The 24506-nt window shown below is 57.1% G+C and carries 23 protein-coding genes; 7 read left to right on the top strand and 16 right to left on the bottom strand.

What is annotated here, in order from left to right:
• The first annotated feature begins 6 nt into the window (after positions 1 to 6).
• Both diaA and dolP read left to right on the top strand, forming a co-directional pair.
• Complete coding sequence (gene diaA, locus MKZ79_RS12490) at positions 7 to 597, top strand: DnaA initiator-associating protein DiaA (RefSeq protein ID WP_336142637.1); 591 nt, start codon at positions 7 to 9, stop codon at positions 595 to 597.
• A 9-nt stretch (positions 598 to 606) separates the two neighbouring features.
• Complete coding sequence (dolP, locus tag MKZ79_RS12485) at positions 607 to 1179, top strand: division/outer membrane stress-associated lipid-binding lipoprotein (protein ID WP_336142636.1); 573 nt, start codon at positions 607 to 609, stop codon at positions 1177 to 1179.
• 40 nt (positions 1180 to 1219) lie between these two features.
• On the opposite strand, the gene MKZ79_RS12480 is transcribed toward dolP, so the two are convergent.
• The 10 genes from MKZ79_RS12480 to pmbA all read right to left on the bottom strand — a co-directional run bounded on the left by MKZ79_RS12480 (position 1220) and on the right by pmbA (position 10530).
• Entirely contained in the window at positions 1220 to 3127 is a 1908-nt protein-coding gene (locus MKZ79_RS12480; RefSeq protein ID WP_336142635.1) for a BglG family transcription antiterminator, read from the bottom strand.
• Between the two features lie 68 nt (positions 3128 to 3195).
• On the bottom strand, positions 3196 to 3936 hold the full coding sequence (dagF, locus tag MKZ79_RS12475) for a 2-dehydro-3-deoxy-phosphogluconate aldolase (RefSeq protein WP_336142634.1): 741 nt from the start codon (positions 3934 to 3936) through the stop codon (positions 3196 to 3198).
• Positions 3933 to 5054, bottom strand: coding sequence for a DgaE family pyridoxal phosphate-dependent ammonia lyase (locus MKZ79_RS12470; protein ID WP_336142633.1), 1122 nt, complete (start codon positions 5052 to 5054; stop codon positions 3933 to 3935). The genes dagF and MKZ79_RS12470 overlap by 4 nt, the downstream gene beginning before the upstream one ends.
• A complete protein-coding gene (locus MKZ79_RS12465; protein WP_336142632.1) occupies positions 5038 to 6171 on the bottom strand; it encodes an amidohydrolase/deacetylase family metallohydrolase in 1134 nt (377 codons plus the stop codon). The genes MKZ79_RS12470 and MKZ79_RS12465 overlap by 17 nt, the downstream gene beginning before the upstream one ends.
• A gap of 58 nt (positions 6172 to 6229) precedes the next feature.
• Complete coding sequence (locus MKZ79_RS12460; RefSeq protein ID WP_336142631.1) at positions 6230 to 6874, bottom strand: DUF4310 family protein; 645 nt, start codon at positions 6872 to 6874, stop codon at positions 6230 to 6232.
• A 12-nt stretch (positions 6875 to 6886) separates the two neighbouring features.
• Positions 6887 to 7663 (bottom strand): DUF4311 domain-containing protein, encoded by a 777-nt coding sequence (locus tag MKZ79_RS12455; protein WP_336142630.1) that lies wholly within the window; start codon positions 7661 to 7663, stop codon positions 6887 to 6889.
• 46 nt (positions 7664 to 7709) lie between these two features.
• Complete coding sequence (locus MKZ79_RS12450; protein WP_336142629.1) at positions 7710 to 8006, bottom strand: DUF4312 family protein; 297 nt, start codon at positions 8004 to 8006, stop codon at positions 7710 to 7712.
• A gap of 3 nt (positions 8007 to 8009) precedes the next feature.
• Positions 8010 to 8372, bottom strand: a complete 363-nt coding sequence (locus MKZ79_RS12445) for an SFCGS family glycine-rich protein (protein ID WP_336142628.1) — start codon at positions 8370 to 8372, stop codon at positions 8010 to 8012.
• Between the two features lie 23 nt (positions 8373 to 8395).
• On the bottom strand, positions 8396 to 8731 hold the full coding sequence (locus MKZ79_RS12440; RefSeq protein WP_336142627.1) for a glycine dehydrogenase: 336 nt from the start codon (positions 8729 to 8731) through the stop codon (positions 8396 to 8398).
• Positions 8732 to 9189: 458 nt separating this feature from the next.
• Positions 9190 to 10530, bottom strand: coding sequence for a metalloprotease PmbA (gene pmbA / locus MKZ79_RS12435; RefSeq protein WP_336142626.1), 1341 nt, complete (start codon positions 10528 to 10530; stop codon positions 9190 to 9192).
• Positions 10531 to 10692: 162 nt separating this feature from the next.
• Between pmbA and yjgA the strand changes: the two genes are divergently transcribed.
• On the top strand, positions 10693 to 11232 hold the full coding sequence (yjgA, locus tag MKZ79_RS12430) for a ribosome biogenesis factor YjgA (RefSeq protein ID WP_336142625.1): 540 nt from the start codon (positions 10693 to 10695) through the stop codon (positions 11230 to 11232).
• A 67-nt stretch (positions 11233 to 11299) separates the two neighbouring features.
• Here the strand turns inward: yjgA and mpl are convergent, their stop codons facing one another.
• Entirely contained in the window at positions 11300 to 12667 is a 1368-nt protein-coding gene (gene mpl / locus MKZ79_RS12425) for a UDP-N-acetylmuramate:L-alanyl-gamma-D-glutamyl-meso-diaminopimelate ligase (RefSeq protein WP_336142624.1), read from the bottom strand.
• A gap of 169 nt (positions 12668 to 12836) precedes the next feature.
• Here mpl and fbp point away from each other — a divergent pair, with 169 nt between their 5' ends.
• Both fbp and ppa read left to right on the top strand, forming a co-directional pair.
• Positions 12837 to 13835, top strand: coding sequence for a class 1 fructose-bisphosphatase (gene fbp / locus MKZ79_RS12420; RefSeq protein ID WP_336142623.1), 999 nt, complete (start codon positions 12837 to 12839; stop codon positions 13833 to 13835).
• Positions 13836 to 14020: 185 nt separating this feature from the next.
• Positions 14021 to 14551, top strand: a complete 531-nt coding sequence (gene ppa, locus MKZ79_RS12415) for an inorganic diphosphatase (RefSeq protein ID WP_336142622.1) — start codon at positions 14021 to 14023, stop codon at positions 14549 to 14551.
• A 67-nt stretch (positions 14552 to 14618) separates the two neighbouring features.
• On the opposite strand, the gene MKZ79_RS12410 is transcribed toward ppa, so the two are convergent.
• Genes MKZ79_RS12410 through tamA form a run of 3 tightly spaced genes read right to left on the bottom strand, consistent with a single transcriptional unit; the run spans position 14619 to position 20457 of the window.
• The gene (locus MKZ79_RS12410) at positions 14619 to 14972 is read right to left on the bottom strand and encodes a gamma-glutamylcyclotransferase family protein (protein WP_336142621.1); all 354 of its coding nucleotides are present in this window, start codon (positions 14970 to 14972) and stop codon (positions 14619 to 14621) included.
• A 2-nt stretch (positions 14973 to 14974) separates the two neighbouring features.
• Entirely contained in the window at positions 14975 to 18745 is a 3771-nt protein-coding gene (tamB, locus tag MKZ79_RS12405; RefSeq protein ID WP_336142619.1) for an autotransporter assembly complex protein TamB, read from the bottom strand.
• Complete coding sequence (gene tamA / locus MKZ79_RS12400) at positions 18742 to 20457, bottom strand: autotransporter assembly complex protein TamA (RefSeq protein WP_336142868.1); 1716 nt, start codon at positions 20455 to 20457, stop codon at positions 18742 to 18744. The genes tamB and tamA overlap by 4 nt, the downstream gene beginning before the upstream one ends.
• Before the next feature lie 531 nt (positions 20458 to 20988).
• On the opposite strand from tamA, the gene MKZ79_RS12395 reads away from it, so the two are divergent.
• A complete protein-coding gene (locus tag MKZ79_RS12395; RefSeq protein WP_336142616.1) occupies positions 20989 to 22317 on the top strand; it encodes a hemolysin family protein in 1329 nt (442 codons plus the stop codon).
• A 53-nt stretch (positions 22318 to 22370) separates the two neighbouring features.
• Here MKZ79_RS12395 and MKZ79_RS12390 read toward each other — a convergent pair whose 3' ends face one another.
• Positions 22371 to 22577: a DUF1107 domain-containing protein gene (locus tag MKZ79_RS12390; RefSeq protein ID WP_246760837.1), complete on the bottom strand. Its 207-nt coding sequence runs from the start codon at positions 22575 to 22577 to the stop codon at positions 22371 to 22373.
• A 302-nt stretch (positions 22578 to 22879) separates the two neighbouring features.
• Here MKZ79_RS12390 and MKZ79_RS12385 point away from each other — a divergent pair, with 302 nt between their 5' ends.
• The gene (locus tag MKZ79_RS12385; RefSeq protein ID WP_336142867.1) at positions 22880 to 23434 is read left to right on the top strand and encodes a YtfJ family protein; all 555 of its coding nucleotides are present in this window, start codon (positions 22880 to 22882) and stop codon (positions 23432 to 23434) included.
• A 46-nt stretch (positions 23435 to 23480) separates the two neighbouring features.
• Here MKZ79_RS12385 and cysQ read toward each other — a convergent pair whose 3' ends face one another.
• Positions 23481 to 24221 (bottom strand): 3'(2'),5'-bisphosphate nucleotidase CysQ, encoded by a 741-nt coding sequence (gene cysQ, locus MKZ79_RS12380; protein WP_336142613.1) that lies wholly within the window; start codon positions 24219 to 24221, stop codon positions 23481 to 23483.
• Positions 24222 to 24506 lie beyond the last annotated feature (285 nt).

Genomic DNA, 24506 nt, shown 5'->3' with positions numbered 1-24506 from the left:
AAAAACGTGCTGGAAAGAATAAAAGTTTGTTTTACCGAAAGTATTCAGACGCAGATAGCCGCAGCGGAAGCGCTGCCGGACGCTATCTCGCGCGCGGCGATGACCATTGTGCAGTCGCTGCTGAACGGCAATAAAGTGCTGAGCTGTGGCAACGGCACCTCCAGCGCCAATGCCCAGCACTTTGCGGCCAGTATGATCAATCGCTTTGAAACCGAGCGTCCCAGCCTGCCCGCAGTGGCGCTGAGCGCCGATAACGTGCTGCTGACGGCGATCGGCAACGATCGTCTGCACGATGAAATTTACGCCAAGCAGGTGCGCGCGCTGGGCCATGCGGGCGATATCCTGCTGGCGATTTCAACCCGCGGCAACAGTCGTGATATTGTGAAGGCCGTTGAAGCAGCGGTTACCCGCGATATGACTATTATTGCGCTAACCGGCTATGACGGCGGCGAACTCGCCGGCTTACTGGGCCCACAGGACGTGGAAATTCGTATTCCCTCGCACCGGAGCGCGAGGATTCAGGAAATGCATATGTTAACCGTGAATTGCCTGTGCGATTTAATCGATAACACCTTGTTTCCCCACCAGGACGTTTAAGGAGCTATGATGAAGCTGATTTCCGCAACTGCCGTCGTGCTGAGCGCGTTATTGCTGCAGGGCTGCGTCGCCGCCGTTATCGGCAGCGCGGCGGTAGCCACTAAAACGGCAACCGACCCGCGCACCGTCGGCACTCAGGTCGACGACGGCACGCTGGAGCTACGCGTCAGCAACGCGCTGGCGAAAGATGACCAGATCAAAAAAGAAGCCCATATCGTGGCGACCGCCTATCAGGGCAAAGTGCTGCTGACCGGCCAGGCGCCGAGCGCCGACCTCGCCAGCCGCGCTAAACAGATCGCCGTCGGCGTGGATGGCGCGACCGAGGTTTATAACGAGATCCGCACCGGCGCCAAAGCCAGCTTTGGCACAGCCTCTTCCGATACCTGGATCACCACTAAAGTGCGTTCCAACCTGCTGTCGAGCGACCAGGTCAAATCGTCCAACGTGAAGGTGACTACCGAAAACGGCGAGGTGTTTCTGTTAGGGCTGGTGACCAACGAGGAAGCGAAAGCGGCCGCCGATATCGCCAGCCGCGTCAGCGGCGTCAAGCACGTGACTACCGCCTTTACTATTCTGCAGTAGTTTGAATGTCCGTGCCTTTACGGCACGGACAACTTCTCTATCAATCAAACAGGCCATCCATCGCCACTAATTTGAAGCTGCTAAAATCCTTGCTGTTTTGCAAACTCGTCACCACCCTTTTTCTCAGAAAAGTTACAAACAGATCGTAAATAGCCATGGCTTCTTCATAATCGCTTTTGCTGATGGCCAGCAGAAAAATCACCGTGGCCGTTTCGTCGCCCCACGCGATGCCCTGCGGCGCCAGCACGGTATACACCACGCTTTTCTTCGCCAGCAGGCCCAGCGAGTGCGGCAGCGCGATGCCTTCACCGAGCATGGTGCTGACAATAGCCTCGCGCTCCACCACCGAATCGTAAAAGGTTTCGTCTACAATATTTTCTTTTTCCAGCTGGTCACACAGAATGCGAAACAGCGTCTCCTGCGTCATTGGCCGATCGACAATAAGAAAATGGCTGGCGTCGAAAAACTTTTCCAGAATATAAGGCCTGGTGCGATCCACCAGCACCAGTTTACCGATTTGCTCCAGCTGATAGTCGGTTGGGAAAGGCGATACCACCACAATCGGCTTTGTTTTTTCATTCAGGCGCGTGGTAGAGATAACAAAATCTTCCTCTATCTTCTGCTGCTGCTCATATTCCCGCAGGGAAATAATATTGCTGACGACAATCTGCGGATATTTACGCATTAACATCGCCTGAATCATGCGTACGGTAGAATTGCCGGTATCGCAAACCAGTAAAACCTGCGGATGACGCTGGTAGCCGACGTTGTAGTGCCGCTCCAGACCGACGCCAATATGCAGCACCAGAAAACCTATTTCGTTCTCGCTGATGGTATAGGGCGTATATTTCCCCCAGCTGGAGACGGCGGCCAGCGTCACGTCCCAGGCCATCGGGTAGTGCTGTTTGATATTCGCCAGCAGCGGATTGGGAATATTAATCTGGTAGCGTACGCGGGTAATCATGGTCTTGATATGCGTCAGCAGATCCGCGCGCAGCTGCATATCATCCTGCAGGTTGAAGTTATAGTGGGTATTGATATAGCTGAGGATATAGTTGACCAGCGATTCGCCATCGTCCGGGCTGATGGCGTCCGGCGCGATAACCTCGACGCGTCGCGCCGCGATATTGACGCGCAGATAGGCCTCTTCCGCGCCGGAAATCGCTTTGCCGGTAAGCGGCCTTAGCAGAGCGATGAGATGACGCGCCGCGCCGCGAACCTCTTCGTCAACGTCGTCGGCCGTAAAGTCAGAAAGCGGATAGCCTTCGCTGATACGCCTGACGGCAACCGCGCAGTAAAGACGCAGATAAAACTCGCCGTCGTCGGTCATTTTAATGTTAAAGCGGCTGAAACAGTGATTAAGCAGCGGCTGTAGCGTCGCCAGGATGCCGCTGTTGAGCACTTCCAGATGCAGCAGCGGATCGTCGGCATCCTCCTGCGCAATATGGTAAAGCAGGTCGGTCAGGCAGGTACGCACGGCCATCTCGCTGCCGAACAGCTTCATGCCGTAGCGCGGCCGGGTTTCAATCGCCAGTTGGTAGCGCGCCAGCCACTCTCTCACTTCAGCCATATCGCTCTGCAGCGTGGCGCGGCTGACGAACCATTCGTCGGCCAAATCCTCCAGCTTGAGGGAGTAGGCTGAAGTGAGAAAACGGGTCAGCAGATAGTGCACCCGAGCGGCCGAAGTGCGCGGAATGCGTAACGAAGAGGGCGACTCATGCCGCAGACGGCTGTAGCGCTGCGCATCCTCGATTTTCAGCTGATAGCCTTCGCCCCGATTCAGCACTAGCCGCGCGCCGTGTCCGGCAAGCAGCTCGTTTAAGGTGGCGATATCCGTGCGCACGGTACGTGTGGAAACCGCAAAACGGCGCGCCAGCTCGTCCTGAGGCAGCGTTTCGTTTTGCAGCGTGTCGAAAAGTCTTGCGAGGCGTTGATTAGGGAATCTCACCGTTTTTCCTGTGGTTAGTTTTCTCCGTTGAGCAGAACAGGCCGGAATAACCGGCCTTGAGTCTGCGCTTATCCAACCAATTTTTTCGTCATGGCCAGCAGCGCGCTGACATCTTCCGGACGAGTATTGCCTGAAGCTTTATCAATAATCGAGCTGTAAATATGCGGGATGATTTTGCTGACGCCCGCGTCCAGCGCGATCTGCAGAATAGCTTCGTAATTAGCGAGATCGATGCCGCCCGTCGGTTCCAGCCAGAAATCCTGCTCCGCGCAGGCTTTCGCCACCGCGCGAAACTCCTCTACGGCCTTCAGTCCGCCCATCGGAAAATATTTTACCGAGCTGCCGCCCATATCTTTCAGCAGCGCGATCGCGGTTTCAACCGGCACGATGCCGTCGGACATCTGTGAGCTGAGCGGCCCGGTGGAAATCTTCACCAGTCCCGGTTTGCCCGTTGGCGAAATCAGGCCGTTAACCACCGTCTGACTCTGTCCCAGCAGCGCCCGGCTGGTCGCCACGCCGGTGAATACCTGATTAACGTGCTGGGGCTGAACCTGCGCAGAAATAGCGCTGACCATGGCCGACTGGTTGGGATCGCCTGCGCCCAGTCCGACGGAAAGCGCATTGTCGATCAGCGACGCGTATTCACGCATATCCGCTACGGCGCTGGCGACGCTGTCATAGTTTTTCGACAGCACGCCGACCAGCACGTGTCCTTCGGCAGCCTGCCAGATCTCGCGGGCGTTTTCTTTCGATCCTGCCAGCACGTTCAGACAAACGCGATCGCGGTAAAATTTTGGCGTAAGCGTCATGCTTTGTTCTCTCCTGATAATAATGCCCTGATGGCGACGTAAATGGTATTCAGCTGCGCTGGCGAAACGCTGCGCACGTCCGCTTCGACAATGCCTTCATTGGCTTTATAGCCGCGGAAATAGATCGCCGTTTCGCCGGTTTTCAGGCGCTGCACGACTTCGCTGGTGGTAAGGCCGATTTTCGCTTCATCGAAGTGGATCTCCGCGCGGGCGATATCGCGTCCTGCCGCATCCCAGACCACGCGTGCGCTGATGCCGTCAAGGCCGTTAAGCTTTTCGATAAACGGCGTCATCTTTTCCACCATCTCCGCACCGGTGACTTTCGGCTGGCGCAGATAGTTTTCGATCGCATGGGTCAGCCCCAGAATGCCCTCTTTACCGACCTTCATCGCCCGGCCAATCCCCTGGGACTGGCGCTTAACCCAGGCGACATACTGTCCGCGCCCCATCACCAGGCCGCTGGTCGGCCCTTCGATAGCCTTAGCGCCGCTGTAAATCACCAGATCCGCGCCGTTCTGGTAATAGCGCTGCAGATCTTCCTCCGCTGCCGCGTCGACAATCAACGGTACGCCGTGCTGGCGCGCCATGGCAGCGGCCTGCTCTACGCTCAGATGGCTTTTCTGTACGCAGTGATGTGATTTGATATAGAGAATGGCCGCCGTCTGCGGCGTAACCGCAGCGGATAGCTGCGCGGCGGAGCATTCGTTGGCGTAGCCGGCTTCAACCAGCCGCCCACCGCCCAGCGCGACCATAGTGCCGACCGGCGCGCCATAGTTTACGTTATGGCCTTTCGGCACCACGATATCGTGAGGCACCTCAAGCGGCGCGGCGTGCAGGTTGTCCAGCAGCCAGTCGTCATCTTTGACGATCACCGCCGCTACGGATTGTGCGATGCCCGCCGAGGCGCAGGAAACCACCACCGCATCCTCGCAGCCGAGCAGCCCGGCGATATAAGCGCCGGTTTTATCAACCAGATCTTTGATCTCGAAATAGTGATTAAGGCCGTACTGCACCGTTTCCACCACGTCGGCGGCAGGCGTGGAAACCCCCAGAATCGTCATCCGTCCCGAAGCGTTAATGACCTGTTTTAAACCATATTTCTCATAAATCGAAGCCATGATGCTTTTTCCCTTCTTCGGTGATCAGCCACTCACCGCCGACGACGGCGGCCAGCGGCAGCAGCTGTTTCTCGCCGGTGACCGATTCGCCTTCGGAATCGGTAAACACGCAGGCGGATTCCTGTACGTCAAAAATCGTCAGATCGGCGTCATAGCCCACTTCCAGCCGGCCTTTATGGCGCAGCCGCAGACCTTCCGCCGCATGGACGGTGACGCAGTCGATAATTTGCGCCAGCGTCATACCCACGTTGAAGAATTTGGACATCACGTGCGCCAGCGAGCGCACCGGGCCGTTAAGCCGGTTGCGGCAGTAAATATCGGAGCTGATGGTGTGCGGCAGAATGCCCTGCGCGATAGCCGCGCGCGCCACTTCGAAGCTGAAGCTGGCCGTGCCGTGGCCCACATCCAGCCGTACGCCGCGCTGCAGGGCGCGATGAACGGAAGCTCGCAGTTCGCCGGCGGGCGTCAGAATGCGGTTCGGCTTGCCGTTGTAGCAGTGGGTGATGATGTCGCCGCTGCCCAGCAGATCGGCTATCTCATCCAGATCGGGCGGATTGTTGCCGATATGCACCATCAGCGGCAGGTTGTTGTTTTCCTGCTGGATGGCTTTGGCCTCAAGCAGCGGCCGCACGCCGTTTTTACCCACAACGCTGCTGCTGATGCGCGCCTTGATGCCGAGGATAAAGCCCGGCAGGCGCTGGACCGCATCCCGTACGCCGACGCGGTCGATCTGCGTCATATCCGCCAGCTCGTTTTGCGTGACGATGCCGGTGCGCGCGATGTTCAGCAAGGCATAGACCTGAGTGCTGGCGTCGCGGGTTAGCTGATAAAAATCGTCAATATCGTCCGCGCCGGTGCTGCCCGCGTCTACCACGGTCGTTACGCCGGTGGCGACGCCGATGCGGTCGGCTTCGTCGTGATAGATCGGTGATTTGGGATAACAATGAACATGTGAATCAATCCAGCCCGCGCTCAGATAGAAGCGCGCTGCCAGATCATATTCCCGCGCGGCCTCGCCGCTGACTTCGCCCAGGGCGGCAATTTTGCCGTCCCGCACGGCGATATCGGTCAGACCGCCATCCGCCATACGTGCCCGGCGAATAATAAAATCATACATAGCAAACTCCTCTGTCTGCGGAAGCTTTCGCCAGAGCCGTTACGCCCTGGCGAAAAGGCTAAAGCGCAACCGGGAAAAAGGCGCCCAGCAGCATCGCGCCAAGAATGGCGCCGCCGGTAATCGGCTTGTTCCAGAGATAGAACAGCAGCGCGCCAATCAGCGATCCCAGACCGATCGGTATAGAAGCGGCCATCGCGGAGAGGATAATCAGCGGCCCCAGGAAGCGACCGGAAGCGTTGCCCGCGCCCATCATCACGTCGGCGCCATAGGTGGAGTCGCTGTTGTTAATGGTGAACTTGCGCGCCAGGATGATGACGTAGCCAATCGCCACGCCCAGAATCAATCCGGTCAGCAGCGAGGCGGCGAAGTTCGAGACGGGAAAGACAATGCCTGCGCCCAGCAGCAGCGCCGGTACGCCAAGCCCGATGCCGGTCTGAATAGCGCCGCCGATATCCAGAATGCCCACCAGCGATCCTTCGATAATACGGGCGAACAGAAAGCTGGCGCCGAAGGCCGCGACCGCGCCGTAAACGCCGGTTTCCATGCCCGAACGCAGCATGGAGACGAAGGCGACCTCGTTAAATGCGCCCAGCCCGTAGACGTAATACATATGCGTACCGGCAAAAACCCCGGCGGAGAGCAGACCGACAAAGATCGGGAAAGACCAGTCGGCATACCAGAAACCGCTTTTTGACTCTTCCATTTTCTTTTCTCCTTATTTTCCGCTCAGGGTGTTGTGGATAGTCGACAGCCAGTCCGGCACGCCAAGCCGGAAAGATTCCAGCATCTTCATATCGAAGCCGCGGAAGAAGCCGCTCAGCACAAACAGCAGCACAATGGCGAACATCATGACCTTAGTGACGCGATGCCAGCCGCTCTCTTCGACGCCTTTGCCGATCAGAATGCCCAGCACCAGGCCTGGTACGGCGTTGCCCATAATCAGCTGCGCCAGGCCGCCGAAAATAGTGGCCCAGAAGCCCGATTTTTTACCGGCGTCGATCGCCGCCAGCCAGAAGATCACCGGCATTACGGTGTTAACCAGCAGGTTAGCCGCAGGCACCAGCACTTTTACCGCAGTAACCTGCAGCGCCGCAGGAACGGCCGAAGCGGTGGAGTTGAGAAAAGCGACCACGATCATGCCGATCACGCCGCAGGCGATCGCCATCTTTTTGGGATCGTGCAGCGTTTCCGCCACGTTGCGGTTTTTGATCATCAGCGCCGCCGCGCCCCAGTTTGGGATAATGCGGTGATCGACATCCTGAGTAAAAGATCCCGCCGCGACGGAAGAGGCCCAGGCGTTGAAAAAGAAGCCCAGACCAAACGAGAAGTGAGAAGCGGGATCGCCCTCACAGGAGTTGAGTTCGCCCAGCGTACGAAATGCGCCCATGCCCTGGGTGGTCGGCGCGTGGAACATGCGCGCGGCGCCTGCGCCGACGCCTACCCCGACAAGACCGCCGATAATAAGAGATTTAAAGAGGATTATTAAAAACATCACACTTTCCTTTCAGGCTTGCGCCAACGTTATTATGTTTGCCCGGCTAGCGCGTGAGAAAATCGATTTTGTCGACGTCGATAGCGCTCACGCTGACGGTAATTTCCAGTTCGATGCTGTAACTCCGTCGTTCCCTCGCCAGAAAGAAGAACAAAAAGCGCTCTTTCCTGACGCTTTCCCGCGCCAGCACCACCCTGACCTCCTGCGGCTCGATGCGCAGCAGTACTTTACCGGTCGTCTTTAGCAGCGTGTTCTGTACCCGGCTCAGCGCATCGGCGAACGCCTTTTCTTTGCTGTCGCCTTTGCCGCTGACGTTTACCGTGGTGGTAAATTGCTCCTTCATCGGTCAGGCGCCGTACTTTTTGAGCCACGCCTGCACCAGCCGCTCGCCCAGCTCTTCCTTGTCCATAAAGCCGAAGCCGAGCACGTTCGCGCCTTCGTTGATGGCGGTAACGCCTTCATCCACCGAGCGCATGCCGTATTTCGCTTTATAGCCATGTTTGGTCTGCGCGGTGATAGCGCCTGCGCCGCCGCTGCCGCAAAACGAGATGCCGAAAGTGGCGTTTTCCGTCTTCATCACGTCGCCCAGCTTCATATCCGCCGCCACGCCCGGCACCACGATAGCTTTGCCGCCCGCTTTCTCTACGCCTGCGGCGACCTTCTGCCCTTTCCCTAAACGATCGCCAATAACCACAATGACCTGTGACATATTCCGTTCTCCACTGAGTAAAATTAGTTTTCTTTCGCCACTTCAAAATGGACAGAGAGCAGCCAGGCTTCCTCTTTCGGCAGATTGCCAAAGAGATCCACCACCTGCTGCGCCAGCGACATCGACGCCGGCGAAATATCTTCGAACAGTTCCGCCTCTACTTCCGGTAGTGGTTCGCCGGTCAGCGAACGCAGCGCCATCGCCCGCACATGTGAGGTCAGCATCTGCTGCTGTACCGCGTTGGGATAAATTTTTTCGGCGGCGAACAGTTCGCCAATCCGCCTCATCACGCTGTCGGCCAGCGCCTGAATAGCTTCTTCCCTGTCGCCGTTCTCTACCGCTACTGCTCCATTGTTCACGTAACGCCCCTTATTTTCCGTTTCATCCCGGCTATAAAACCGGGGTCTTCGTGAGGGGAATAAATTAGCGCCGGAAGAGGTCTCTTTGTAGAAGTTGTTTTTCCGTTTCAAAGTGGAAATAGAGCCGCTGACAGCGCAACGCCTCACAAAAACGTCTTTTTGCGTACCGGGAAGATAAAAATGGAAGGGAAATCACACTACCGCAGTTAAATTGCCTGCGCAGGCTCACAGACAGCAGCTGCATTTCAGGTTAAGCAGAGGGAAAACATAGGATTAGCTTATGACAAAAAAAGCCATGTGGAGCGTTGAGAAAAGAAGATATTCCGGCTTCTTTTATTAGATACCATCAAAAAATTACGCTAAAAACTGTTTAATATTACTTAATTATTCCGGCTTATCCGCGCCGACAATAAAAAAGGAGGCGCGAATCGGCCTCCTTATCGTTTATTTCGCCGCGACTATTGTCCGGCGATTTTCATTTCCGGGATCAGCACGGAGCCGCACTGAATATTGCTGCGGGTTTCGATATCGCTCCCAACCGTGACCATATTGCGCCACATATCCTTCAGGTTGCCCGCGATGGTGATTTCGCTGACCGGATACTGGATTTCGCCGTTTTCCACCCAGAAGCCCGCCGCGCCGCGCGAGTAGTCGCCGGTAATGCCGCTGACGCCTTGTCCCATCAGCTCTGTTACCACCAGGCCGGTGCCCATTTTCTTCAGCAGCTGCTCAAAGCTGTCGCCCTGACCATTGATGCGCCAGTTATGAATGCCGCCAGCGTGACCGGTGCTTTTCAGCCCCAGCTTACGCGCCGAGTAGCTGGTTAACAGCCAGGTTTGCAGTACGCCGTCCCTGACGATATCGCGCTGCTCGGTACGCACGCCTTCGCTGTCGAACGGCGTGGAAGCAAGTCCTTTCAGCAGATGCGGCTGCTCCTGAATCGTCAACCATTCCGGCAGGATCTGCTGGCCCAGCGAGTCCAGCAGGAAGGTCGATTTGCGATAGACGCTGCCGCCGCTAATCGCGCCGACCAGATGACCGAACAGACCGGTTGCGACTTCCGCCGCGAAAATCACCGGCGCTTTCATGGTGGAGAGCTTGCGTGGCGAAAGGCGCGACAGCGTGCGCCGCGCGCACTCCTCGCCGACCCATTCCGGCGACTTCAAATCTTCGAAAGCCCGGCCAATAGTATAGGCGTAGTCGCGCTCCATATCGCCGTTGGCTTCGGCGATCACGCTGCCGGAAAGCGAGTGGCGGCTGGAAGAGTAGCCCTGGATCATGCCGTGGCTGTTGCCAAACACCTTCATGCCGATATGGCTGTTAAAGCTGCCGCCTTCGGTATTGGTGATACGTTTGTCGGCATTCAGCGCCGCCTGCTCGGCGCGCGCGGCCAGTTCGATCGCCTTGTCGGGATCGAGCTCCCACGGATGGTAAAGATCCAGATCCGGCGCATCAAAGGCGAGCAGCTCGCGATCCGCCACGCCTGCGTAAGGATCGGTGGAAGTGTAGCGAGCGATATCTACCGCGGCCTGAACGGTGCGCGCAATCGCGTCCGGGCTAAGATCGGTCGAGGAGGCGCTGCCTTTGCGATTTTGATGATACACGGTAATGCCTAAGGCGCCGTCGCTGTTGAACTCAACGTTTTCCACTTCGCCATAGCGGGTGCTGACGCTGATCCCGGTGGTTCTGGTGACGGCGACTTCCGCCCCATCGGTGCTGGCCTTCGCCAGCTCGAGTGCTGTTGCGACCGCCTGTTCGAGGGTTTTACGCTGTTCTGCAACTTGGGAGAGTAATTTCATCGACCTACCATATAATTAACAGAGGGTTTCTCTGGGCATACGCCACCAGATTTCCGAACTCTTCAGGGTTTCAGGTTTACCTGAGTCTAACAGAGTCAGAGAACAATTTCGCAGTGGCCTGAGTTTCCTGATAGCATTAGCCTCTTTTTTAGGGAGCCTCCCATGACCAAACAGCCTGACGACTGGCTCGATGATGTACCAGATAACGAAGAAGAAGATGATGAAATTATCTGGGTCAGTAAAAGTGAAATTAAACGTGACGCCGAAGCGCTGAAACGCCTGGGCGCGGAGCTGGTGGAACTGAGCAGCAATTCGCTGGACAGAATTCCGCTGGATGAAGATCTGCGCGCCGCTATCGAGCTGGCGCAGAAGATCAAAAAAGAGGGTCGCCGTCGCCAGCTACAGCTGATCGGCAAAATGCTGCGCTCGCGCGATGAAGATCCAATCCGCCAGGCGCTGGATAAGCTGAAGAACCGCCACAATCAGCAGGTTGCGCTGTTCCACAAGCTGGAAATGCTGCGCGATCGTCTGATAGAAGAAGGCGACGACGCGATGGCGGACGTGCTGCAGCTCTATCCGGACGCCGATCGCCAGCAGCTGCGCTCGATGATCCGCAACGCCCAGAAAGAAAAAGCGACCAGCAAGCCGCCGAAGGCCGCCCGCCAGATCTTCCAGTATCTGCGCGAACTGGCCGAAGCCTGATTACGCTGCGGGTTTCCTTGCCCGCAGCGCTTTGCCGGCGGCCCGTTTCCGCGCGTCGGCCCGCTTTTTAGCTGCCCGTCTGGCTCGCCAGCTTCTCCAGCAGCTTCTGATGAATACCGCCAAAACCGCCGTTGCTCATGACCAGAATGTAGTCGCCCGGCTGCGCCGTTTTGGCGATCATCTCGACCAGCGTGTCTACGTCCGCGCTCCAGTGAGCAGGCTGTACGCACGCTTCCGCCACTTCCGCAACCTGCCAGGGAATATGGTGCGGCTGCAGCAGGAACACCTCGTCGGCACGGCCCAGCGCGGGCGCCAGGTCATCCTTGCTGACGCCCATTTTCATGGTGTTAGAGCGCGGCTCCAGCACCGCCAGAATGCGCGCCCTGCCGCCAACCTTGCTGCGTAGCGCGGTCATTGTCGCCAGGATAGCGGTTGGATGGTGGGCGAAGTCATCATAAACCTTGATGCCGTTGGCTTCGCCGCGCAGCTCCAGGCGTCGACGCGCGTTGATAAAGTCGTCCAGCGCCTTTGCAGCATCTTCCGGCCTGACGCCAACGTGACGCGCGGCGGCGATAGCCATCATGCCGTTATGCATGTTGTGTTCGCCCACCAGCGACCAGTTCACTTCCCCTACGCGCGCGCCGTCCAGCCAGACTTCCCAGTTTGACGCGTCCGGTGTCAGCTTTTTGGCCTGCCAGCGACCGTTTTCGCCTGCGCTCTCCTGCTCGCTCCAGCAGCCCATCGCCATCACCTGCTTCAGGTTGCTGTCCTGCTCCGGCACGATAATACGGCCCTGACCAGGCACGATGCGCACCAGGTGATGGAACTGGCGCTGGATAGCCTTTAAGTCGTCAAAAATATCCGCGTGATCGAACTCAAGGTTGTTGAGGATCAGCGTGCGTGGAGAGTAGTGAACGAATTTGGAACGCTTATCGAAGAAGGCGCAGTCGTACTCATCCGCTTCAATCACGAAGAATGGGCTTTTTCCTAAAGTTGCCGAAACCTCGAAGTTTCCCGGTACGCCGCCGATCACGAAGCCCGGTTCCAGCCCGCAGGCCTGTAGGATCCACGCTGTCATGCCCGCCGTCGTGGTTTTCCCGTGCGTGCCGGCGACGGCGATCACCCAACGGTCGCGCAGCACGAAATCGTGCAGCCATTGCGGCCCGGAAAGGTAGGGAATATTACGTTCCAGTACCGCTTCCACGCAGGCGTTGCCGCGGGTCATCGCGTTGCCGATAATCACCAAATCGGGCGCGGGATCGAGCTGCGAGGCATCATATCCCTGTATTAAATCAATACCTTGCTTTTCTAAAAGCGTGCTCATCGGCGGATAAACGTTGGCATCGGAACCGGTCACTTCATGGCCCAGCGATCGGGCCAGCATTGCCAGGCCGCCCATGAACGTGCCGCAGATACCGAGGATGTGAATACGCATAAAAGGTCCGTTTACTGAAAGGGTCGGTGCACAGTGTAGCGCCCTCATCGTGCGGAAGAAACGGAATTTGCCCTATGTTCTTTGCCTCCCATTCGGCTAAACTGCCCCGGTATACGTTGGCAGTTTGTGTCACAAGCTGCTGTTCAACCGCAGATTCAGGGATTGTGTTATGAAAACGTTAGGCGAATTTATCGTCGAGAAGCAACACGACTTTCCTCACGCCACAGGTGAGCTGACGGCGCTGATTTCAGCTATCAAGCTGGGCGCGAAAATCATTCACCGCGACATTAACAAAGCGGGCCTGGTCGATATTCTGGGCGCCAGCGGCGTGGAAAACGTGCAGGGCGAACAGCAGATGAAGCTCGATCTGTTTGCTAACGAAAAATTGAAGGCAGCGCTAAAAGCGCGCGGCATCGTGGCCGGTATCGCTTCTGAAGAAGAAGACGAGATTGTGATTTTCGAAGGCGTCGAAAACGGCAAATATGTGGTGTTGATGGATCCGCTGGACGGCTCTTCCAATATCGACGTCAATGTTTCCGTGGGCACCATTTTCTCTATCTATCGCCGCATCACGCCGCCAGGCACGCCGGTTACGGAAGAGGATTTCCTGCAGCCGGGCAGCCAGCAGGTTGCGGCGGGCTACGTGGTTTATGGTTCTTCCACCATGCTGGTCTACACCACCGGCTGCGGCGTCCACGCCTTTACCTACGATCCTTCGCTGGGCGTGTTCTGCCTCAGCGCGGAAAGAATGACCTTCCCGGAAAAGGGCTACACCTACTCCATCAACGAAGGCAACTACATCCGCTTCCCGCAGGGCGTGAAAAAATACCTGAAGTTCTGCCAGGAAGAGGACAAGCTGACCCGTCGTCCCTACACTTCGCGCTATATCGGCTCGCTGGTGGCGGATTTCCACCGCAACCTGCTGAAAGGCGGGATTTATCTCTATCCAAGCACCGCCAGCCATCCGCAAGGCAAGCTGCGCCTGCTGTATGAGTGCAACCCGATGGCGTTCCTGGCCGAGCAGGCCGGCGGTAAGGCCAGCGACGGCAAAAATCGCATCCTGGATCTGGTGCCGGAGACGCTGCACCAGCGCTCGCCGTTCTTTGTCGGCAACACCGACATGGTCGACGACACTGAACGCTTCCTGCGCGAATATCCGGACGCGTAAGACGCTATGCTGATATTGACAGGGCGATCTTCGGATCGCCCTTTCTTTACGCCGTTTTCACGGCGGACACGCGCCGCCAAATCGCCATACTGGAGCATTCCGAAAGCCCAAAAAGGGGGAATACTTTTATATCCAGTTGGCTATAATGAGCGTCACTTGATTTAAGACGATTAAAGGAATTCACCATGAGTTTAAACCAGGTTCCAGCGGGCAAAGATCTGCCAGAAGATATCTATGTCGTTATCGAGATCCCGGCTAATGCCGATCCGATTAAATATGAAGTAGATAAAGATTCCGGCACGCTGTTTGTTGACCGCTTCATGTCTACCGCGATGTTCTATCCGTGCAACTACGGCTACATCAACCATACGCTTTCTCTGGATGGCGACCCGGTAGACGTGCTGGTGCCAACGCCTTATCCGCTGCAGCCGGGCTCAGTGATCCGCTGCCGTCCGGTCGGCGTGCTGAAAATGACCGACGAATCTGGCGAAGACGCTAAACTGGTTGCGGTTCCGCACACCAAGCTGACCAAAGAGTACGATCACATCAAAGATGTGAACGACCTGCCAGAACTGCTGCGTGCGCAGATCACCCACTTCTTCGAGCAGTACAAAGCGCTGGAAAAAGGCAAATGGGTGAAAGTAGAAGGTTGGGACAACGCTGAAGCGGCTAAAGCCGAGATCGTCTCCTCTTTCGAACGCGCTGCGAAAAAATAATTTTCGCTTTGCCGTAAGATAAAAAAACACCGCTCACTGAGCGGTGTTTTTATTTATGTGACACGAGTCAGGCAGGATCCTGGTTATCCCGCAGCAGCCAGTCTCCGCTGGCTATCCGCTGCTTGCCTTCTACTGAACGCTGATAAACATAGAGCCATGCGCTGCCATAAGGCGTTTGCATCAGCTCGCGTTTATATTCTCCACCTTTGGTTCTGAGCGCGTCCAGCTCGCCCAGCGTGGAGGCGTCCACTCGATAGACTTCGCAGTAAACCTGGCCGCTACCCGCGACAACGCCCGGATAGAGGCCCAGGTTATAGAGCTCGTAGCCGTCGATCAGATGATCGCCCAGCCACTGTCCGTTGGTCATCCAGTGACTGTTACCCTGCTTGCGTCTCAGGCTGCCGTAGACAATTATTCGCATTGCTAGAACTCAAACTGATAGAGCACATCAAGGGCCTGGTCTACACCAGACACCGCTTCCAAATAGAGTTTGGGCATCAGGCGATAACGTAAGGTTAAAGTCGCCAGTGAATCAAATATGCCAACACCATATTTTACCTGTAGACCCGGCAATACGTAGCCGCTGACCTGGACCTGCTGGCTGTCACCGACGCCCGCCGTATCCAGCGCGAGGTTACTTACGCCGAAAGTCTCCCCGATTTTACCCACAACCTGCCCACTTTGTGCAAGCCCTAATCCCACCAGCGCCGAGGTTAATGCGCTGCTGTCGCTGCCCGTGGCGTCCAGACCCTGGCCGCGCAGCAGATAAGAGAGCGCTTCCTGCTGCGACATCGCCGGATCGGAGAAGACTTCCGCCTTCGGCTCGTCGGCCAGGCCAGTCACACGCACGCCTGCCGTGACGTCATCTTCCGTGGCTTCCGGATTACGAATCGCCTCAATGTTAAGGTAAGGCTGGTTCGCCGGGCCGGAGAACTGCAGCTCGCCTTTACGCACGATCAGATCCTGACCGTAAGCGTGGAAACGTCCGGACGGAATATTGATCTGGCCGTTCAGTCCCAGGCCGCGCTTGTCCTGCGCCAGCTTCAAGTCGCCGTTCAGCTTCGCCTTAAGGCCAAAGGCGCTCAGCCGTACGTCGTTGCCGACATGGATAATCAGGTTGCTGTTGATCGGGATAGCGGTACTTTTCGGCGCGATCGGCTTCAGGTTCTCATCCAGCAGCACTTCGTCGGAGGAGACGCCCACGGCGCTTTCCGGTACTTCCTGCACGGTGACGCGCGCCCACGGAATATCGACGCGCCCGTTCAGGTTAAACGCCTGCGGCGTGGCTTCGAACTCCAGATCCGGTGAGACGTCCATACGGATCATTGGCGGCACCGTTACGCGGATTTTGCTGCCTTTCGCCGCGATACGCGCACGCCAGGCGTCCAGCTGCGCCCAGTCCGCGTTGCCGCTCAGCGCCAGCTGGCCCTGTGAAGTTTCAATCAGGCCCTGCAGCGTCGAACTCATGCCGTTAAAGACCATGTTGAGGTTGGCGCTGGTTAAATCGACCGGCATAAAGCTGCCGTTGACGTCAACATTTCTCAACCCAAGCTGACCGAAGACCTGTGGCTTCTGCAGGCTGCCGCCCAGGCGCAGCGCGCTGTTCAGCATGCCGGCAACTTTCTCGCCCTGCATCAGCGCCGGATTAACCAGCGCCAGATCCAGGTTTTTGATATTTACGTTGCCGGAAAGGCCGCGCTTGTTCTGCGGATCGCTGATCTGCACGTTGCCGTCCAGCTGGCCGTTTTTAACCAGCCGGATCAACCAGTCGAGCTGCGCGCTACCGTTGCGCAGCGCCGCGTTCAGATTCAGCGTATCAAAAGCGATCGGCAGCGTATTGCCGTCCACATCCTGTTCGATCTTCACGCTATTGCCCTTCAGCGAAACGCGACCCTGCGGCAGACCGCCGCCTGCCGTCCAGCTAACGTCGGCGTCGCCGCTAAAAACGCCGCTGAGTTTGGTGGCGTCGGTTAAAAACGGCTTCACCATCGCCAGATCAAAGCGGTTCAGGGTTACTTTCGCATGGCCGGACGGGCCGGCTTCGATGGTTTGCGGCACGCAAAGCTCAGCGTTGGGGTTCAGCCAGCAGTGCGGGCCAATCGAGGCCGTCTGGCTGCTGTTGAGGTAATCCAGCGCTATCGCGCGCGTCAGGCGCCATTCGCCTACCGGCGTGTCGAAGCGGGTATTGTTAAGCGTGCCGCGCCAGCGCTGCTGGTCACGATCGAAGCTGCCGTTGAGCTGCAGCTGGCCCGATACCGGCTGGCCGTTAACCGTCAGCTTTAGCTGATGCGCTTTTTCGTCGCCGCTGGCATCCAGATCCAGCCGGTCGATCGCCAGCGTATCCTGCTTCAGGCGATCCACGCGCAGCGCCAGCTTGCCCTGGATCTGCTCGCCCGATTTGACGTCGCCCTGCAGCGCTACGCGGGCGATGCTCATCGCCTGCCAGCGTAGTCCTGTAGCGGTAAGGTCAGCCAGCAGCTGCGGCGTCTTCAGATCGCCACGCGCCTTGATGGTGCCTTTCGCCACGCCGCCTAATCCCGGCAGGGCGTTATCCAGATGCTGCGCGTCGATATTGGCATCCAGCGCCAGCTTGTCGCCGAGCGAGCCTTTCAAATCGATGTTGTTACGGCCCAGCACCAGTTTGATGCCGGGAATATCCCACTGGTTGTAGCTGTTGCCGTAAAGCGAGCCGTCGGCGCTGACCGCGTTCTGCTTCACGTTGCCGCGCAGCTTCAGCTCCGGTACCCGCATCTGCCAGCTTCCGCCGTAGAGGCTGCCGCGCGTGGTGATTTTGCCTTCCAGCTTCGCTGGCCAGTCCGGATATTGGCGCGCGGTATTGATGCCGTTGAGCTGCAGCTCGCTGCGCCAGCTGATCGCTTTGCTCCAGTCCACCATCGCTGTCAGATCGGCAGTGCCTTCCAGCGCCGCCAGCCGCAGCTTCTCCAGTGAAAACTGCTCCACATTGCCTTTGCCGTTCAGCGTCAGCGTGGCTGGCGGAATGGCTTCGCCGCGCAGCGCGGTTCTCAGCGACATCACGTAGTCCGTCGCCTTACCTTTAAAACTGAAGTTCAGGTTATCGGCCTGATACTGCGTTTCGCCAGTCAGCGGCCAGCGCAGCTGCGGACTTTGCAGCGTCATCGCCAGCGGCAGGCCCGCTTCCGCCAGCTTTGTCTGCGCGTTCAGCTGCGCCCTGACCGGCCCGGAAAGATTCAACGCCAGCTCAAGCTGCTCGCGCAGGCCGCCGCCAACGGTCATGCTGATCTTCTCGCCCTTGATCGGATCGACATTAAGCGAGCTGTTCAGGTTAAAACTCACCGGCCAGTTGTCGGCCAGCTGCGCCTGGCCGCTGGCGTTGAGCTGACCCTGCGGCGAATCGACGTCCAGCGTTTCCAGATGCAGCAGGCGATCCTGCGTCTGCGCTTTCAGCAGCAGGCGCGTGATGGCGATATCGGTATCGCCCGTAATACGCAGCTGCTCGCCAAGGATCTGCTGGATATTTACATCCAGCGGCAGTTTGAAATCGGGCAGATCCGGCAGCAGCGGTTTGGCGAACATCGCCTTCAGCGTTTCGCCCAGCGGCGGCTCGTTTGCCTCAGGCTGCTGCACTTTAGGCTGTACGACCTGCTCGTCCGCCACTTTGGCCGCTTTCGGCAGCGCGACCAGCAGTCCCTGAATATGGGTTGGCGTTAAGGTGAGCGCGCGCTGCTGCCAGCTAAGGCCGGAAGTGAAATCCGCCAGCGAGATCGCCGTGTCGTCGACTTTTACGGTGATGTTATGCAGCGCCAGCTGCCGTAAAGTGATGGGATACGGCGTGCTCAGATCGCCGGAAGAGGTATCTTCCTGAGTCTCCGGCGCGGACGGCCCCAGCTTCGTACTGTCCACCACTACGCTGGCGTCGCGCAGCGCCAGATCGTTAATACAGAAAGCGCTGTTTTTCAGGCAGCCTAAGTTCAGGGCGAGATGAAATTCGCCCGCGTTGACCGTTACGCCAGGCATCTCGTAACGCACGCCAGTAAGCCGAAGATCGCGCCAGCCGCCGCTGACCTGTTTGATCGCCAGTCCAGGCACCCAGCGCGCCGCGCCGTTCAGCACCAAATGCAGGCCGGTGGTGGTGCCGATTAAAAACGCCACGCCGCCCAGCAGCACGACCAGAAAAATCAGGATGCCAATAAGGACCTTTTTCCAAAGCTTCATAGTTCAGGCCCCAACCCGATGTAAAACTGTAAATTGCGCGCATCGCTGTCGCCGATCGGGCGGGCGATATCCAGTTTGATCGGCCCAACCGGCGACTGCCAGCGCACGCCGAAACCGGCGCCGGTTTTGAAATTACTCTGTTTGATGTCGTTAACCGCTTCGCCGGAATCCACAAACGCCGCGCCCCACCACTTGCCGGTAACGTTGTACTGATATTCTATTGAGCCGGTCGCCAGCTTCGAGGCGCCGGTCAGCTTGCCGTCGTCGTCACGCGGCGAGATGCCTTTATACTTGTAGCCGCGAATGCTGCGATCGCCGCCCGCGAAGAAACGCAGATCGGGCGGCACGCGTTCGAAATCGTTGGTTTCTATCCAGCCAAGATTACCGCGCAGCACAAAGCGGTGTTTGTCCGCCAGCGTGCGGATCCAGACGTTCTGCGCCTGTACGACGGCGAAATCGATATCCGACGCCCAGCTGGTATCGGAGACATCCAGCGAGTAGCGCTGCGAATCGCCCCATGTCGGCATCAGGCCGCCGCGCGAGCGAGTGCGGTTGATGCTGACGCCCGGATAGATCAGCATGGTGGTGTTGGTGACGTTGCCCTGGGTAAAGTGATCGAGGCTCCAGTGCAGGTTGACGGCGCGCTGCCAGCCCGTTGAGGATTCCCAGTAGCGCGAGGCGGCAAGCGTGGTGGAGTCCGCTTTGGTATCGTTGAGATCCGTTCTTTTCAGACCGCCCTGCAGCAGATAGTACTGCTCTACCGGATTCTTCAGCAGCGGAATTTTATAGCTAAAATCAAGCTGCTGCTCTGGCGCGGAGATATTGGCGCTGGTGGTGAAGCTGTGGCCGTAAGAGTTGACCCACGGCCTTTTCCAGGTCGCTTTTACTCTCGGGCCAACGTCGGTAGAGTAGCCGACGCCCGTTTCAATGGTGTTTTCCGTACGCGGGCTGACCACGCCGTGCAGCGGCAGGATTTTGCTTTTGCGCGCCTGATCGAACTGCGGCGCCACCACCACGGAATTAAACCAGCCGGTGGAGGAAAGACGACGGTTCAGCTCCGCCAAATCGCGCGAGCTGTAATAGTCGCCTTTTTTAAACGGCACCAGATTTTGCAGATACTCCTCGCGGATTTGCGATCCTTCGAAGCTGACGTCGCCAAAGCGGTAGCGCTGGCCGCTGTCGTAGTCGATATCCCAAAAGGCCTCTCGCCGCGCTACGGAGACGCCCAGCTGGCTCTTGCGATAATCGCCGTCAAAGTAGCCTTTGCGCAGCGCCAGATTGCTCAGCGAGCTTTTAAAGCCGTCGTAATCGCTGTGGTTGAGCACGCCGCCGATTTTGCCTTTTCCAGTGCGTACCAGCGCCTGGTAATCTTCGTCAGTGCGGGCTTCGCCGCGGATAATCACCGTTTCACCCGCCAGCTTCACCGGCTCGCCCGGCGTCACTTTGGTCAGCAGCACCGGACGCTTACCGCCCGCGGGCGGCGGCTGAAGTTCAAATTCGATCTGCGGCTCGTAATAGCCCAGCGCTTTAAGGCCTTCCTTAACCGCTTCGCTGACGCGCGCACGAAAACGACCATCAGAGGTCACTTCCTCGCTGGAAATGGTCGACAGTCTCGCACGCACGTTTTTTTGTAATTCGCCGGATAATCCTGTGACCTGCAGGCGTACTGTAGCCGCCGTCGCTGCAGGTGCGGCGGCGATCAAACACAACATGCAACAGACGTGAATTCGTGTCACGCTAACTCCTGATTTTATTGCCGGCCTGGATTCCTGACAGGCGCAACTGCTGAATCTGTAAAATAGCCCGCTTAAGCATGGCAACTTTTTGCGGGTTCAGAGGCTCTTTTTCTTCGAAAAGCCAGAATTTGCGTTATTGTGTGCAAACAATCGCCAGGTTACAACCGGGGATCGCGCGGGAAGGCGGCGACCCGTTCGTTAAAAGCGCATACTCGGATAAATCTCACCGCCGCGTTAACGCCGTGCGCCGCGTAGCGCCGCAATTGTAAGCAATCCTCACCACAGCTATAATCCACAGCTGAGGCCGCATCGCGGCCAGTTAACGTCTTTCTGCTCCTGCAAACGGCGCAGACATTTTTGGCACGGATAGCCCGGCGCGACATCAGGGTACAGGAAGTCCACCGCGCCATCGCTGCCCAGGCCAAAAATGACAGGTACTCAACTTAAGGCCTGCTTTAGCGCTTCTTTCCGCAAAAGCGTCTGAACCGGCCACTTAATGGATGTTTTATGTTAGACAGCTTGCTTGTCATCTTAATGCTGATCGCCATCAGCTCGTTTTTTTCTCTTTCGGAAATCTCTCTGGCCGCTTCGCGCAAAATCAAGCTGAAGCTGCTGGCGGACGAAGGCAATATCAACGCGCAGCGGGTATTGAAAATGCAGGAAACGCCCGGCATGTTCTTTACCGTGGTGCAGATTGGCCTGAACGCCGTGGCTATTCTGGGCGGTATCGTCGGCGACTCCGCTTTTTCGCCGGTGTTCCGTACGCTGTTCGATCGCTTTACCGGCCCGGTGCTGGCCGAGCAGCTTAGCTTTATCGCTTCCTTCACCGTGGTCACCAGCCTGTTTATTCTCTTTGCCGATCTTTTCCCGAAACGTCTGGGCATGATCGCGCCGGAAACCATCGCGCTAAAGATCATTAACCCTATGCGGCTCTGCCTATTTATCTTTCGGCCGCTGGTCTGGTTCTTTAACGGCGGCGCCAACATTATTTTCCGCCTGTTTAAAATTCCGCTGGTGCGCAAGGATGACATCACCTCGGACGATATCTATGCGGTCGTGGAGGCTGGCGCGCTGGCTGGCGTACTGCGCAAGCAGGAGCACGAGCTGATAGAAAACGTCTTTGAGCTGGAGTCGCGCACCGTGCCCTCTTCCATGACCTCGCGCGAGAACGTGATCTGGTTCAATCTGCACGAGGATGAGGCCAGCCTGAAAGAAAAAATCGCCAACCATCCGCACTCTAAATTCCTGGTCTGTAACGATGATATCGATCATATCGTCGGCTACGTTGACTCCAAAGAGCTGCTGCTGCGCGTGCTGGGCAATCAGAGCATGGCGCTTAACAGCGGCGTGCAGATCCGCTCGGCGCTGATCGTGCCGGACACGCTGACGCTGTCGGAAGCGCTGGAAAGCTTCAAAACCGCCGGCGAAGACTTCGCGGTGATCATGAACGAGTACGCGCTGGTGGTAGGGATTATTACCCTGAACGACGTGATGACCACGTTGATGGGCGATCTGGTCGGTCAGGGTCTGGAAGAGCAGATTGTGGCGCGCGATGAAAACTCATGGCTGGTGGAAGGCGGCACGCCGATCGACGACGTGATGCGCGTGCTGGATATCGACGAGTTTCCGCAGTCCGGCAACTACGAAACCATCGGCGGCTTTATGATGTATATGCTGAGGAAGATCCCTAAGCGCACCGACTTCGTGAAGTTTCACGGCTACAAGTTTGAAGTGGTGGATATCGACAGCTACCGTATCGATCAGCTGCTGGTCACCAGGATAGATGAAGCCAGACAGGGCGCGGCGCCCGTACTGAGCAAGATGGTGGAAGAATAAAACAGAAAAGGCGCGAAATTCGCGCCTTCTTTCTTTTACGCCGTTCGCGGGCGTTAGTTAAACTCGGTCTGCAAACGCAGCACCTGACGGTTAACTTCTGACATCACGCTGTAGTGCTGTTTATCTTTAATGCGCGGGATCAGGATCTTACCTTTATCAAATTCAAACGCGCCTACATCTTTAATGTAGATCCGGCCACGGAACAAAGTTTTAACGTATTTGGCCACCTGCAGCGGATTATAGCGCTGAAAAATCTTCATGTTACTACTCCTGAAAGATAATACGTGCTGCGTCGTGTCCAGGCTCGGTACGAAGCTTTGCAGCACAAAGTGGATACACTATAGACCAGGTTTGACTTACAAAAGTCCTAAAACCCAATTTATTTACTGTTTTTACACATCATGACAGTAGGCTCTGTCAGCCACCGGCAGGATGACAGTATAAACCGTTGAGTTCCGCAAATTTGTGCGTCGTGTTGCAAAGATGTTGTATCCCTGCGACAGACGCATCATCCCTGTTTATTATTGCAGTAACATGACTAATGAATCCGGTTGCCCGAATGATGAACTTCCGTCTCTGCCTGCTGCTGTTTACGCTTGCCTCACCGTCCATCGTCTGCGCCCATAATCTTGTGACAGGCCAGCGCGTGCCGCCTGTTGGCATCAGCGATCGGGGCGAGCTGCGCTATCAGCAGGATGAGTTTAGCTATCAAAACTGGAATAGCGCGGCTTTGCCGGGAAAAGTGCGCATCATTCAGCATATCGCCGGGCGCGCCTCGGCTAAAGAGAAGAACGCGGCGCTGATCGAAGCGGTGAAAATGGCCCACTTTCCGCAAGAGCGCTATCAGACCACCACGCTAATCAACACCGATGACGCGATCCCCGGCACCGGCATGTTTGTGCGCAGCAGCATTCAGAGCAATAAAAAACAGTATCCCTGGTCGCAATTTATCGTCGACAGCAACGGCGTCGCTAAACGCGCCTGGCAGCTTGAAAACGAAGGTTCAGCGGTTATCGTGCTGGATAAAACAGGCAGGGTACATTTTGTCAAAGACGGCGCGTTGACGCAGCAGGAAGTGCAGCAGGTGATTGCGCTGGTGCGGGATTTATTGCGCTAGCTGACAGAATGGAGACAGCCTCGCCGCCTCCATCCCTTAGTGCGGATCAGAAGATCGACACGCGGAATCCCGGGTTCAGGAAAGATTCGCGTGGCGCATAGTCCAGCGTTTTTCCCTGCCAGTCATGGACATGCGCGCCAGCGGCGATCGCTACGGCGTGGCCTGCGCCGGTATCCCAAATGTTGGTCGGCCCAAAACGCGGGTAGAGCTGCGCTTTGCCTTCGGCCACCAGACAGAACTTCAGCGAGGAGCCGATAGCGATGGTCTGGTGCTCGCCCAGCTGGCTGAGATAGTCTTCCAGCTCGCTATCGGAGTGCGAGCGGCTGACCACCACCAGCGGCGGACGCGCTTCCCGCACGTGGATCTGCGTTTTCACGCCGCCCTCTTCCTTCCACGCTTTGCCGTCGGCTGCGGAATACATCACATCCATCACCGGCGCATAGACCACGCCCAGCACCGGTTTGCCCTCTTCTATCAGCGCGATATTGACCGTGAATTCGCCGTTCCGCTTGATAAACTCTTTGGTGCCGTCCAGCGGATCGACCAGCCAGTAGCGCTGCCAGCGCTGGCGAACTTCCCAGCCTGGCGGATCTTCTTCCGACAGAACAGGCACTTCGGGCGTCAGCGCGGCAAGCCCCTGCAGGATAACTTTGTGGGCGGCCAGATCCGCGGCGGTCACGGGCGAATCATCGGATTTTGTGGAGACATCAAGCGGCGCCTGACCATCGTAGATCTGCATGATGGCAACGCCCGCGTCTCGTGCCAGCTGGCATATATTCTCTAACATTTTCCACCTCTTCATTGGCAAGCCGGCGCCGGCCGTTACTCTGGCTGAACCCGCGCGCCAGCGCTCTGTTGATCATAGTCGATGCCGGAGATCGAAGGCCGAACCTTCCGTCAGCGCTTAATTATCAATAGCATAATTTATTTTCCGCCGCAGAAGCTCCTGTTTTTTTGACCCATTAGCCGGGTTGCGGTTCATATCTTTCCAGTTACTTCCCGTTTTTATGCCGCTAACAGAGAAATATTTGTAGCAGGTCACATATCTGTGAGAGAGAAGGTATTAGTTTCA

It is taken from the genome of Erwinia sp. CGal63, assembly GCF_037026505.1.
Lineage (GTDB): Bacteria > Pseudomonadota > Gammaproteobacteria > Enterobacterales > Enterobacteriaceae > Erwinia.
This window is presented reverse-complemented; position numbering and strand designations above follow the sequence as displayed.